The organism is Thermobispora bispora DSM 43833, assembly GCF_000092645.1.
GTDB lineage: Bacteria > Actinomycetota > Actinomycetes > Streptosporangiales > Streptosporangiaceae > Thermobispora > Thermobispora bispora.
Map to the genome: position 1 here is coordinate 757,798 of NC_014165.1, position 13,356 is coordinate 771,153.

Here is a 13,356-nt window from a genome sequence, read left to right on the forward strand (position 1 = left end):
GCGAAGCCATGCAGAACACCGCGGCCGTGATCGCCGTGCCCGCGGCCCCGGAGCCACGGGAGGGACATCGCCCTGACAGGCCCGCCCCGGAGGTCGCGGGGACCGCTCTGGAAGCCGCCGGAAAAGCACGTGACCCCGCACCGGGGGGCACGGGGTCACCGGATTCCTGGAGACGTCAGGGCCGGCCGGGGGTCACCAGTCTCCGCCGCCGAAGTCACCCCCACCGAAGTCGCCGCCGCCCCAATCGCCGCCGCCCCAGTCACCGCCGGAGCCGCCCCAGTCGCCACCGGAGCCGCCCCAGTCACCGCCGGAGCCGCCCCAGTCGCCACCGGAGCCGCCCCAGTCACCGCCTCCGCCGCCGCCGGAGTCACCGCCGAGACCGCTCGCGAGGCCGGCGGCCAGGCCCCAGCCGGCGCCCATCGCGGAGCCGAGCATGGTGCCGACGAGCATGCCGGTGAGCAGGTCCCCGCCGAAGCCGCCGTAGTAGCCGTAGGCGTACGGCTGGTAGGCCGGGCCCGCGTCCCAGTACGGCCGGCGGTGGCCGTCCACGACGACCTCGCGCATCTGCGGGGTGAGCCCGCGCTCCACGGCGTCGGCGTCGGCCGCGCAGGCGGGGACCTCGCGGACCATGCCACCGGGCGGAGCCCACTGGACCTTGCGCACAGAGGGACCGTGCTGCGGGTTGAAGAAGCACGGGGGAAGCCGTTCGGGGAGCGGCTCGTTGTTCACCCGCGCCTTGACGCACGCGAGCGCGTACCGGCCCTCCTCCAGCGTGGCGGTCACCGTGCGCAGGTCGTCGGCACGCCGGACGGCGGCCAGCTCGGCCTTGGCCCGCTCGTACGCGTCGAGCGCGCGCTGCCAGTCGGCGGTGGTGTCCGCCGTCTGCGGCAGCATCTTCACGTCCATGTCGAGGGCGGTGATCTCCTCACCGAACTTGGTGACGTCCTCCTCGACCGTCTGCTTCACCGCGGCGAGCTCGCGGGCCTCCTGCTCCTCGCGCTTGCGCTTGTTGCGGCGGGCGAGCAGCCAGATCCCGCCCCCGCCGATGGCCGCGAGGCCGAGGATCGCGAGGAGACCGCCGGTGCCGCCGCCGTCATCCCCGCCGCCGTCATCGCCGCCGCCGGCCAGGCTCCCCGGCCGCAGGGCCTCGTTGCGGTTCCCGGCCGCGAACGCGTCCACCCGGGCCACGAAGTCCTGCATCACGGCGACCGGGTTCCCGGAGTTGTTGGCGGCGGCGAGGTTCGCGATCCGCCCGGCCGCGCCCTTCGGGAGGGCGCTCGACCCGGCGAACAGGGTGGTCCCGTCGATCACCGCGACGGTCGCCGAGGGCCGGCCCGCCTTCGCGAGCTCCTGGCCGAGTGAGGTGATGTAGGAGCCGGCCTGCTGGCTCGTCGTGATCGTCCCGTCGGGCAAGGCGACCGCGTAGATCTTGGTCTTGGCGTCCTTCAGGGCGTTGCGGATGCCCTCCTGGTCGCTCGCCGACAGCGGGGCCCCGCTCTGCACGAACAGCGGGTCGCCGTTCCGCCACGAGGCGAGCACCGTCGCCGGGTCGGGCGCGGGGGCGGCCCACGCGGCCGACGGCAAGAGCAATGCGCATAGGCCCGCGAGCAGCGCCACCACGGCGCCCCTGACCGGGCCTAGGGGTCTGTTGCTGGTCACGGCTTCAAGCCTCCTTCGCCCTCCAGGACGAACGGGGACGCGAGAACGTTCCTCATCACCGCAACCGTATCCGGTGACCCCACGACCGCGGGCACGGCTGCGCGGCCCGGCGGGCGGCCGCTCACCGGGCACCCGGGACGACGCTCAACGGGCACCCGGGACGACGCTCACCGGGCACCTGGGACGGCCCACGGGGCGGCGCCGGCGGGCGGCGCCGGCGGGCGGCGCGGCCGGGGCCGGTCACTCGTCCTTGATCTCGCAGATCACCGCGCCGGAGGCGATGGACTGGCCGACCGAGACGGACAGGCCGGTGATCGTGCCGTCCTTGTGGGCGGTGATCGGCTGCTCCATCTTCATCGCCTCGAGCACCACGACCGTGTCCCCGGCGGAGACCCGGTCCCCCTCCGCGGCGACGACCTTGACGATCGTGCCCTGCATCGGGCTGACCAGGGCGTTGCCGCTGCCCCCGGCCGCCCGCTTGGCGCTGTTCTGCGCGACCCGCCGCGGCGCCTTCTTCGGCCCGCCGCCGGCCTTGCCGAGCCCGGCGGGCAGCACGACCTCCACCCGCTTGCCGCCGACCTCGACCGTGATCCGCTCGCGCTCCGGGGCCTCGGCGGTCTCGATCTCCCCGTCGAACGGCGGGATCTCGTTGACGAACTCGGTCTCGATCCAGCGCGTGTGCACGGAGAACGGCTCGGAGGTGAAGGCCGGGTCGTTCACCACGGCCCGGTGGAACGGCAGCACGGTCGGCATGCCGGTGATCTCGAACTCGGCGAGCGCCCGCCGCGCCCGCTGCAGGGCCTGCTCGCGGGTCGCGCCGGTCACGATCAGCTTGGCGATGAGCGAGTCGAACGCCTGCGGCACGCTCTGGCCGGCCTCGTAGCCGGAGTCCACCCGGACGCCCGGGCCTCCCGGCAGGCGCATGGTCTTGATCGTCCCGGGGGCGGGCAGGAAGCCGCGGCCGGGGTCCTCCGCGTTGATCCGGAACTCGATGGAGTGCCCGCGCAGCACCGGGTCGTCGTACCCGATCGGCTCGCCGTCGGCGATGCGGAACATCTCCCGCACCAGGTCGATGCCGGCCACCTCCTCGGTCACCGGGTGCTCGACCTGGAGCCGCGTGTTGACCTCGAGGAAGGAGATGGTGCCGTCCTGGCCGACGAGGAACTCGCAGGTGCCCGCGCCGACGTAGCCGGCCTCGCGGAGGATCGCCTTGGAGGAGGAGTAGAGCAGCTCGCGCTGCTCCTCGGTGAGGAACGGCGCGGGCGCCTCCTCGATGAGCTTCTGGTGGCGGCGCTGGATCGAGCAGTCCCGGGTGCTCACCACCACGACGTTGCCGTACCGGTCGGCGAGGCACTGGGTCTCGACGTGGCGCGGGCGGTAGAGGTAGCGCTCGACGAAGCACTCCCCACGGCCGAAGGCGGTCACGGCCTCGCGGACGGCCGACTCGTACAGGTCAGGGATCTCCTCCATGGTGCGGGCCACCTTGAGCCCGCGGCCGCCACCGCCGTACGCCGCCTTGATGGCGATGGGCAGGCCGTGCCGCTCGGCGAAGGCGAGCACCTCCTCGACCCCGCTGACCGGGTCGGGGGTGCCGGCGACGAGCGGTGCGCCCACCCGCTGGGCGATGTGCCGGGCCTTGACCTTGTCACCGAGCGCGTTGATCGCGGCGGGCGGCGGCCCGATCCAGATGAGCCCGGCGTCCAGGACCGCCTGGGCGAAGTCGGCGTTCTCGGCGAGGAACCCATAACCGGGGTGCACGGCGTCCGCTCCCGACTCCCGGGCCACGGCGAGGAGCTTGCCGATGTTGAGGTAGGTCTCCGCGGGGGTCTGCCCGCCGAGTGCGTACGCCTCGTCGGCCACCCGGACGTGGAGCGCGTCCAGATCCTGGTCGGCGTACACCGCCACGCTCGTCAGCCCATTGTCCTTGCAAGCGCGGGCGATCCGTACCGCGATCTCGCCACGGTTGGCGATCAGGACCTTCTGCACCGCCGTGATTCCTTCCTTCTCAGGCCGTGAGCCCTTCTGGAGTGTAAGCGCCCGCCGATTCATCGATTACGGCCGCCCCGCCGGATGCGCGCAGGGCCGGTTCACGTGCGTGCCCTCCGGTTCGGCCAGGGCCCGCGGCCGCCCCGGCGCCCCGGGCCGCCGTCCCGGTGCCGCCCCGCCGTACGGTGCCGTGCGAAAGGGCCCGGCGCAAGGGTGACGCGATCACACGATAGGGAGCCGGGCCGTTCCGCCGCCAGACCCGGCCCGGTGGGCCCGCCGTTTCCCGCCCGGAACGGGATCCCCGGTGAGCCACCCCGGCGGGAAGAAAACGAACGAAGGGGCAGGGCTCTTGAATGCCGACATTTCATTTCGAGATCGAGAACGTGATGAAAAATGATCCCCGCGGGCTCGACGCCGGGGTTCATCAGGCGACATTCCCATATAACGACTCGGCATGAACCGTTCCTCGAAATGATCGCGGATTTACAGTGGGGCCGGTTTCTTTTCGTGGACGAAGGGACGAAGGAGTGACGCGATGACCAGCAACCTGCTCGGCGGTGACCTGGCGGAGATGCAGAACATGGCGGCCCAGTTCAGCCGGCAGGCCGATCAGGTCCGCGCCACGATGACCGCCCTCGACCGCGAGGCGGCCAAGGTCGGCACCGCGTGGACCGGTCCCGGCGCGCAGCGCTTCCGCGAGGCCTGGGAGAGCTACCGGTCGGCGTTCCACCGCATGGCCGACGAGCTGCACGAGGCGGCCCGGGTCATCAACTCCTACCGGGGCAACATCGAGGCCGCCACCCGGTAGGCGGCACCGGCCCGCCTCACCCGGGGATCGCGGCCTGGATCGGGACCGCGATCCCCGCCGAGACCAGCCACCCGCGCCCCGGCGGGCCGCCCGCCCCGGTGCGCGGCAGCCGGATGGCGAACAGGTCCCCGTCGGCGGGGCCCTGCACCCCGAGCAGCAGCCCGGTCCGGTTCTTCCGCGCCTCGGCCGCGAACCCCCGGTACCCGGCGGACAGGTCCGCGGTCGACCCGGCGATGAGCATCCCGTGCCCGCCGTCCCGCCCGGTGCGGAGGATCTCCTCGAGCGCCAGGCCGAGCGGGGAGTCGGGGGAGATCAGCTCGGCGTCGTCGACGAGCACCGCGTACGGCTCCCGCCCGGCGACCACGGCGAGCGCGTCCACCGGCCCGGAGCAGCCGTGCCCGTCCGCCGTGACCGGCTGGGCGCTCCCATCGAGCACGGCGAGCACCCCCGGCTCCCCGGCGAGGCCGCGGAGCGGGCTGCGCCGGGGCGTGACCACGAGCACCGGCGTGCCCTGGGCGAGCAGCGACCGGGCGGCGGTGAGCAGGCAGGACGACCGCCCGGACCGGGGCGGTCCCGCGATCACCGCGGCCGGGCCCTGAGCCTGCAGGTCGATCCCCATCGGGGCGAGCGCGTCGCCCCCGGCGCCGAGCAGCGCCCACAGCGGGGAGGGCGGCGTGAACGACGGATCCAGCCGCATCGCCTGCTCGGCCGTGATCCGCGCGGGCAGCGCGTCCACCCGCAGCGGCGGCTCCGACGGCCACGCCCACGCGCCCGGGCGCGCCGGGTCCCCGCCGAACCGGGCGGCCGCGCCGCGGGCCAGCTCCTGCAGGGCGGCGACCTGGGCCTGGCCGGACGGATCGGGCGCCAGGAGCGCGATCCGGCTCTCCACCAGGCCGTGCTCACCGATCGAGAGCGCCCGCCCCGGCGGCATCGACCCGGGCAGGTCCCGGCTGGGGAGCCCGGCCAGGCCGTAGTCGGACGGGTCGGCGAGCCGCAGGATCAGCCGCTCGTCGAAGACCGTGGAGATCTGCCCGACCAGGCCCGACCGGTCCGCGGTGACCACGGCCCGCAGGCCCACGGCCGGGCCCTCCCTGAGGAGCTGGAGCATCTCGTCGAGCAGCCGGCCGTAGTCGTGGCCGTCGAAGGCCGCGACGTACCCCTCCCAGCGGTCGAGCAGGAGCACGAGCCAGGGCAGGCGGCCGGCCTCTTCCCCGGCGCCGGTCCCGTCCTCGCCGTACGGCCCGGCCCCGGCGCCGCAGGAGCCGGTCGCCGCGGCACCGGAGGTGCCGGCCCCGGGGGAGCCGGATGCGCCGGTTCCGGCGGCCCGCGCCCGGGCCGCGGCCCGGGCCTCGGCGAGCGACGCGTACCCCGCCTCGGCGAGGAGCCGCTGCCGGCGGGCGACCTCGCCGCGTAACCGGTTGAGCAGGCGCTCCACCCGGTCGGCCTCCTCCCGGGTGACCACCGCGCCGCAGTGGGGGAGGCAGGCCAGCGGCAGCAGGGCGCCCGACCCGCAGTCGATCGCGTGGACGTGCACGTCCTCGGGGGAGGCCCACGCGGCGATCGCCCCGGCGATCGTCCGGAGCGCCGTGGACCGGCCGCTCCGCGCCGTACCCGCGATGAGCAGGTGGCCGCTGCGCGGCAGGTCGAGGAGGAGCGGGGTGCGGCGCTGCTCCCACGGGAGGTCGGCCAGCCCGTACGGCAGCGGCGGCACCTCTTCGATCCCCCTCCGGTACGGCCGGGCCGCGGGGATCCACTCCACCTGCGGATCCGCCGGGCCGGGCTCCGGGAGGCCGGGGAGGGAGAGCACCACCCGGTCCGGGAGCGGGGGCGGCCACGGGCTGGGCTGGGGCGGGATACCGCGGGCGGCCGCGCGGACCGCGCCGACGAGCAGCGAAAGATCGGTCTCCGCGGCCTCCTCCGCCGCGGCCGCCCCGGCGGACGGCGGGTGGCCGAGCGCCCGCCACGGCAGGTCGATCACCCGGACCTCGCCGGAAGGGTGCTCCGTGCCGCGCGGCGCCCGGCCGCCGACCCGCGCGGCCTGCACCGCCACGGGCGGGGCGGACCCGGCCTTGACGTAGCAGCGGCCCGGGGTGGCCGGGGCGATGCGCGCGGCGTCCGGCGCGTCGATCACGTCGGCCGACTCGCGGGCGTCCGTCACCCGGAGGGCGATCCGGAGCGAGGTGTTGGCCTGGATGTCCGGGGTCACCGCCCCGGCCGGCCGCTGGGTGGCGAGGATCAGGTGGACCCCGAGGGAGCGGCCGCGCCGGGCGATGTCCACCAGGCCCGCGACGAAGTCGGGCAGCTCGGCGACGAGCGTGGCGAACTCGTCGATGATCAGCACCAGCCGGGGGAGCGGCGGGAGGGGCGTGCCCCCGGCCGGGCCGGCGGGCCCGCCGCCCGCGGGGTGCGGCCCCGCCTCGCGGGCCGTCCCGTCCTCCGGCGACCGGACCGGCCGATCGGGGCACCCGGCCGCCCGGGCGCCCGCGGAGGCGCGCAGGCGGTGGTACTCGCCGATGTCCTTCGCCCCGGCCGCGAGGAGCAGGCGTTCCCGCCGGCGGATCTCGGCGGCGAGCGATCGCAGGGCCCGCTGGGTGAGATGGCCGTCGAGGTCGGTCACCATGCCCACCGTGTGCGGGAGCCGTACGCACTCTTTGAAGGCCGCCCCGCCCTTGTAGTCGATGAGCACGAAGGTCAGCTCGTCCGGCCGGTTGGCCACGGCGAGCGAGCAGATGAGCGTCTGCAGCAGCTCCGACTTGCCCGAACCCGTGGTCCCGGCGATGAGCGCGTGCGGGCCGTCCTCGGCGAGGTCGATCTCGAACGGCCCGTCCGGCCCCACCCCGATCACCGCCCGGGTGGTCCGGCCCCAGCCGGCCGCGATCCGCGCCGGGTCCGCCGGGCCGATGAGGTCGAGCAGCCGCACCGACCCGGGGAGGGCGGCGGCCGGGTCCTCCCGGCTCACGTCGCGGAGCGGGGCGAGCGCCCGCGCCAGCCGGTCGGCCCACGCCGGGGACACCCGGTCGGCCCGGATCCCGGCCGTCGCCTCCGGCCCGCCGCCGTCGAACCGCACCGTGCCGTCGGCCGCACAGGAGAGCACCGCCGTGCACTCCTCGGGCAGGAGCCGCTCGTCGTCCTCGATCGCGATCGTGTAGACCCCGGCCATCGGCCCGCGCCGGAGCACCTGCGGCATGCCGGGCAGGCCCCGGAGCACCTGGGCGCCGTCGAGCACGACCAGCACCTCGAACGGCCGCTCGCCGTGCCCGGTGAACGGCTCATGCCGCTCGTTCCCCGGGCCTCCCGCCGCGTGCCCGGCCGGCCGCGGCCCTCGCCGGATCCCCTCGTACGGCCCGGCCTCACTCTCGCCGAGCCGCTCGGCCACGAGCGCGGCGAGGTCGGCGGCGCGCCGGGCGGCGGCCTCCGGGTCCGCCCCGATGAGCGCGACGCAATCGGCGGGGAAGCGGCCGCCGCGCGCGGCCGGGGCGCAGTGCGGCAGCCAGCGGACCCAGCTCCACTCCTCGGCGCCGTCCCCGTGGGCGGAGAGCACCACGATCGCCAGGTCGTACGGGCTGTGCAGGGCGGCCGCCTGGCCGGCGAGCCAGCGGGCGCAGCCGAGCGCCGCCGCCCGGGGGCCGACCACGCCGGCCACGCCGATCCGCCGCAGGTCCAGGGTGACGGGCACGTCGCGGCTGAGCGGCGGCTCGGGCAGGGCCGCGTCCTGGGCCGGGCCGGCCTCCGGCCGGAACTCGATCGCGGCCGGCAGGTCGGCGAGGCCCACCCGTAGCCGCAGCGCGTCGGGGTCGTGCATGCGCCGCTCCCACAGCCGCCGCCGCGGGCCCACCGCGGTGAGCAGCACCTCGGCCGGATCCGGCGCCGCGGCCCGGCGCTCCGCCTCGTCCGCCCGGACCGCCGCGGCGACCCGCTCCTCGAAGGCCGCCATCCGCTCCCGGTACTCCCGGAGCGCCTGCCGGTACCGCTTCCGGCCGTACCGGCGGTCGCTCGCCCACTGCCCGATCGCGATGAGCGGGGAGGCGGCGGCGAAGAGCAGGAAGTACCACTGCCGGAAGACCAGCGCGGTCACCACGCCGAGCACCGCGGGGAGGAACGTGGCGAGGAGCTGCAGCCGCGCCCCTTCCGGGCGCCCCGGCTCGGCGGGGACCACGATCCGTCGCTCACCGGCCGGGCGGGCGAGCCGGGGCGGGCGGTGGTAGGCGAGCCCGCCGCCGGGGAGCGGGTCGAGGTGCGCGTCGGGCGGCTCGACCGGGCCGACCGCGAACGCCGAGGCGCCGCAGGTGAGGACGGCCCCCTCCGGCCACGGCACCGCGGCGGTCACCGGCTCGCCGTCGAGCAGCGCCACCGGCTCACCGCCGGGGGCCGGCTCCACGGTGACCGCGGCCGGGGTGAGGCGGACCACCGCGGCGGCCGCGGGCAGCAGCGGATCGGGCACGGTGATCGCGCACGCCGGGTCGGCGCCGAGCGAGTAGCTGCCGAGGCCGAGCCGGTGGACCGCCCCGGCCCCCGGCCCGCCGATCACCCGCAGCTCGGCGAGCCCGTCGGGCTCCTCGGTCACGGTGGCGTCCGCGGCCCGGGGGTCCGTCGCGATCCGGTCGCCGTCGCGGAGCAGGCCGAACACGGCCGCGCCCGGGTCGAGCCGCCGCCCTTCCAGCCAGAGCCCGGAGGCTTCCGGGGCGTGGTCCGCGGGGCCGCCGTCGAGGCGGTAGGGCGCCCGGGCGCGTGCCAGCCGTACCACGTTGCCGGCGCGGGACCGGCCGAGGGCGGCGGCGAGCTCGGCCACCGTGCTGGTCTCGTCGCCCTCGACCAGCACCTCGCGTTCCCGGTCGCCGTGGACGACGGTGAGCATGACCCGCATATGGCTCCTCGATCGGTTCCGGCGGATTCAGTACGAAAGTGGGCTCTTTTTCAGGCGTGAGCCTGATATCGGCTGTTAAGTCATTAAATGGGGCGGCCGGTCGAGTGGCAGCGGCCGAATATTCGGTGGCCCCATCCGCGGTGATCCTCCGGGAATGGGGCGAAATCCGGATCGGTGGTCGCCGGAACCGTTTGTGTGGAATACCGGTGATTTCCGGATGTGCCCCCTGTGAGCAGGGTATGCGCGGGCATCCCGCGGAGCGCCGTCGCAATTGGGTACGGCCGGACCGGCCGTGATCGAGGCGCTGAGCACGGCCCGGGCCGGCCGCGATCGAGGTGGTGAGCACGCTCCGGCCTGGCCCCGATCGAGGCGGGCGAGGACGGCCGGGCCGCCGGCGGTCGCGGCTCTCCGCCTCCGTTCCGCCGTGCCGGTGCACGAAAGCGCGTTAATCGCCCCAAATCGCATATTCATTAACGCTCGTTTGTGGGATATGGCCGGATAGGTGGTGGTCGTGGATCATGGAGTTGATTTCGCTCCCGGATCGCCGGGGATATGATGACAGACCGGTTCCATTGGCAGAGCCATTCTCAACGGAAGGACATCGTCTTACCGGAACGGAGCCGCGAGAATTCCCCGAGCACCAGGGAGGGCGGGAGATTCGGAGCGAACCGGTACGGCCGCGCATGACGTGGCGGCCCGGCGAGCGCGGTCCGGCCCATCCCGGCGCGGACCGGTGTGACGCCCGGCCCACCGCCGGCCGGCCCGGCCGGCGGGCGTCCCAGTGCGCTGCGGCGGCCATCGGTCCTCGCCGGGCGCGCCGCCTGACGTTTCCCGGGTTCGCGGCGAAGAGGGTGGAGGCCTGCGGCACATGAGGCCATCCGCGTCGAGCCGGCGGACCGGCTGGGAGAGCGCCCGGCCGCCGGGCTGGGCAGACCGATGGGGCGCGCGCCCGGGGACCGGGCCGCGGCCGCCGGAGTCCCGGCCGTTCCCGCCGCCCTCCCCGCCGGAGTGGTGGCGCGGCCGCCGGGCGGTCCACATCCCCCCGCGGCCTGCCGTACGGGAGGCCATGGCCGGGATCGGCGCGCTGCTCGCGCTGATCGGGCTCATCGGGGGCGTGCCGTACGCGCTGCTCAGGTTCGCCGGGCCGCCGTTCTCCCCGCGGCTGCTCGAGGCGCTCGTCCACGCGGCCGGGTGGCGCACGGTCGCCGCGATCATCGTGCTGGTGCTCTGGCTCGCCTGGTTCCAGCTCTTCGTCTGCGTGCTGGTCGAGGTGTACGCCGGGCTGCTCCGCACCGGCGCTCCGGTCCGGGTCCCCCTCGCGGGCGGCGCTCAGGACGTGGCGAACCGGTTGGTCTCCGCCGTGCTCGGGTGCCTCGGAACGGCCGCTGCGGCCCCGGCCGCGCAGCGCACCTCGCCGGTGCCCGGATCGGAGGTGGCCGTCCCGCCCGACCGGGGTGAGGCGAGCGTCGATCAGATGGAATCCCCGGTGGGCCGGGCCAGGCGTCGCCGGCCGGGCCGGGCGTCCGGTACGCCGGAGAAGGCCGGGAACCGTCTCGCCGGCCGGCTCGCCGTCCGCGACCGTGACCGGTTGACGCGGCTCTGGCGGCGGGCGTCCCGCCGTGGCACCGCCCGCGAGGAGGCGGTCCCGGTGGAGGCCGCCGTCCGGCTCGGGGCGGACGCACCGGGCGGCCGGATGCTCGACCTCGGCCTGCGCCTGCTCGGCGGGCTGCTCGCCGAACGCGGCGGCCGCCTGCCCACGATCCACGCCGTGCACGTCTCCCACCAGGGGATCGACCTGTGGATCCACCCGGCGGACGAGGACGCCCCGGGTCCCTGGCAGTCGTGCGACGGCGGACAGGTGTGGCGGTTACCCGCGCACGAGGGGCGACGGCTCGACGAACCGGCCCTCTCCCGCCACCCGGCCCCGTACCCGGGCCTCGTCACGCTCGGCACCGGCCACGGCGGCCGGGTCCTCATCGACCTCGACGCGGCGCCGGGCGTGATCGGGCTGACCGGCGCGCACACGGTGGCCGCCCTCTCGGCGCTCGCCGTGGAGCTGGCGACCAACCGCTGGTCCCACGACATGCGGATCACGCTCGTGGGCTTCGGCGCCGAGCTCGCCGAGCTCGCCCCGGGGCGGATCAGGGTCGCGGGCAGCCTCACCGAGGTCCTCCGCGAGCTCGAGCACCCGGCCGCCGCCGCCGAGGACGTGCTCACCGGGCGGCCGGCCCGCCGGGCGGCCGACCCCGTGCGGCCCCGGCACTACCTCCTCTCCGCGATCCGGCCCGGCGCGGAGGAGATCCGCCGGCTGGCGCCGCTCGTCAAGGGCCCCCGGCCGGCGTACGGGTTCGTGGTCGCCGGCGAGGCGCCGCACACCGCGTGGACCTGGGAGATCACCGAGGACGGCCGGGCGCGGGTGGACGCGCTCGGGCTCGAGGTCACCGCGCAGCTCCTGCCGCGCGGGCACTACGCCGCGGTCATCGACCTGTTCCGTACGGCGGCGCGGGAGGAGGAGCGGTGGCCCGGAACGCCCGGTGTGGCCGGCCGGCGGTCTGGATCGTGACCGTAGGCGGTGGCACCAGGGTGTCACCTGCGGGCGCGATCACTGCCCTTCCTGGTTCCCAATCGTGTGCGGCCCACCCGTGCCGAGCGTCGATCGGTGTGACGCAGAACGCGCCATCACCCGATAACGCGGGGATCGCCCCAGACGGCGATCGTCCGGTAGCCGATACCGCAGACCTCTAGGGAGGCCGCGAGGATCAAGCGCGTCGTCCCGTTCAAGGCGACGTCGAAGGTGGCGGGTGAGCGGAACGTAGCGGCTCTCGTGCCGAGCTGTTCGTCCCTATCCGGCTCGCCATCTTCGTTGCGGTCCGCATAAATGGTGAAGTTCACCGTTTCGAGCTGATCATCCCGTTCTGCGTTGTCGCTCACTCCGACCGTCGCCTGGAAGCGGGCATATGGGCGGTCCAGCTCGTAGAGCGTCCATTGCTCAGAGCAGGTGTCCAATCTCGCGATGGCCAGGCTCTTGCGATACCGGGTCCCGGACAGGGGGAAAGAGCCCTGCAGCCACGCGTTTCCCACTGGGGTGAGATCGGAAAGGTGGACGGTTCGCCCTTCGCCGTCGGGTGGAGAGGACGCGCTGGAGTCGTCGCTCTGGCCGATGGGGACCGCGGCTTCGGCCGTGACCGTCGTCGTCGCCGTGGCCGTCACGGTCACCGTGCTCTGGGCCTTCGGGGCTTGCTCCCCGGTGACGTTGTTGCCCCAACCGATCTCCAACAGCCCGGTCACGATCGAGAACACTCCGCCCAGCACCGTCGCGGCAAGGGTGCCGACGACGCCGATGACGGCCGCCTTCACGTTTGAGTCGGTTCCACCGGTATGCGTTTGGCTGTGCTGTGGAGCCGGCGCGTTAAGCCTTTTCACGCTTTGACCATAGCGAGGTGCCGGCGGGTGAGGTTCTTCATTGACGGTGTTGTGATCAGCGGCGTTCGTGGGTGAGCAGCCATTGCTTGATGTGGCTGCCGTAGTAATAGCCGCCGTATCCGCCGGTCGCCGGCAGCACCCGGTGGCACGGCACGAACGGGGCGATCAGGTTCTGCGCGCACGCGGTGCCCGCCGCCCGCGCCGCGGTCCGCGGCAGCCCGGCCTTCTCCGCGAGCTGGCCGTACGTCACCGTGGCCCCGGCGGGCACGGCGCGCAGCGCCGCGTAGAGCCGCCGCCGGGTGGGCGTGCCCGCCTGCTCGGCCACCGGGACCCGGTCGAGCGCGTCGAGCTCCCCGTCGACGTACGCGCGGACCGCCTCCGCGGCCTCGGCGAGGTCGCCCGCCACCAGCGGCAGCTCCTGGAGCCGCTGCGGCAGCCGTACGAAGAGCTCCCGGGGGTCGGCGGTGAACCCGGCCGCGACCAGCGGGCCGTCGTGGGCGAGCATGGCGAGGGGACCGACCGGGGTGGGAACGACCTGATAGGTGATCATCTCTCGTCGCGGCCTGCCGGCCGCACCCTCCTTCGCTGTCAGTCTGCCAGGGTGACGTCGGCCAGG

7 protein-coding genes are annotated in these 13,356 nt (G+C 75.1%); 2 read left to right on the top strand and 5 right to left on the bottom strand.

Annotated features, from left to right (window positions below; all coding sequences use genetic code 11):
* Positions 1-192: 192 nt before the first annotated feature.
* Both TBIS_RS03455 and TBIS_RS03460 read right to left on the bottom strand, forming a co-directional pair.
* Positions 193-1,659 carry a hypothetical protein gene (locus TBIS_RS03455; protein WP_013130948.1) on the bottom strand — a complete coding sequence of 489 codons (1,467 nt, stop codon included), beginning with the start codon at positions 1,657-1,659 and terminating at the stop codon, positions 193-195.
* A gap of 240 nt (positions 1,660-1,899) precedes the next feature.
* Entirely contained in the window at positions 1,900-3,645 is a 1,746-nt protein-coding gene (locus TBIS_RS03460; RefSeq protein ID WP_013130949.1) for an acetyl/propionyl/methylcrotonyl-CoA carboxylase subunit alpha, read from the bottom strand.
* Between the two features lie 535 nt (positions 3,646-4,180).
* On the opposite strand from TBIS_RS03460, the gene TBIS_RS03465 reads away from it, so the two are divergent.
* The gene (locus TBIS_RS03465) at positions 4,181-4,453 is read left to right on the top strand and encodes a WXG100 family type VII secretion target (protein WP_013130950.1); all 273 of its coding nucleotides are present in this window, start codon (positions 4,181-4,183) and stop codon (positions 4,451-4,453) included.
* A gap of 16 nt (positions 4,454-4,469) precedes the next feature.
* On the opposite strand, the gene TBIS_RS03470 is transcribed toward TBIS_RS03465, so the two are convergent.
* Entirely contained in the window at positions 4,470-9,317 is a 4,848-nt protein-coding gene (locus TBIS_RS03470; protein WP_013130951.1) for an FtsK/SpoIIIE domain-containing protein, read from the bottom strand.
* A 1,066-nt stretch (positions 9,318-10,383) separates the two neighbouring features.
* Between TBIS_RS03470 and TBIS_RS03475 the strand changes: the two genes are divergently transcribed.
* On the top strand, positions 10,384-11,880 hold the full coding sequence (locus tag TBIS_RS03475; protein ID WP_050760422.1) for a hypothetical protein: 1,497 nt from the start codon (positions 10,384-10,386) through the stop codon (positions 11,878-11,880).
* Positions 11,881-11,996: 116 nt separating this feature from the next.
* Here TBIS_RS03475 and TBIS_RS03480 read toward each other — a convergent pair whose 3' ends face one another.
* Positions 11,997-12,740 (bottom strand): NPCBM/NEW2 domain-containing protein, encoded by a 744-nt coding sequence (locus TBIS_RS03480; protein WP_158306175.1) that lies wholly within the window; start codon positions 12,738-12,740, stop codon positions 11,997-11,999.
* A gap of 55 nt (positions 12,741-12,795) precedes the next feature.
* A complete protein-coding gene (locus TBIS_RS03485) occupies positions 12,796-13,290 on the bottom strand; it encodes a methylated-DNA--[protein]-cysteine S-methyltransferase (protein WP_013130954.1) in 495 nt (164 codons plus the stop codon).
* Positions 13,291-13,356 lie beyond the last annotated feature (66 nt).

Bases quoted from the DNA above. Each gene is read 5' to 3' on its own strand.
- TBIS_RS03465 (WP_013130950.1), top strand. From the start codon at position 4,181: ATGACCAGCAACCTGCTCGGCGGTGACCTGGCGGAGATGCAGAACATG.
- TBIS_RS03470 (WP_013130951.1), bottom strand. From the start codon at position 9,317: ATGCGGGTCATGCTCACCGTCGTCCACGGCGACCGGGAACGCGAGGTG.
- TBIS_RS03475 (WP_050760422.1), top strand. From the start codon at position 10,384: ATGGCCGGGATCGGCGCGCTGCTCGCGCTGATCGGGCTCATCGGGGGC.
- TBIS_RS03485 (WP_013130954.1), bottom strand. From the start codon at position 13,290: ATGATCACCTATCAGGTCGTTCCCACCCCGGTCGGTCCCCTCGCCATG.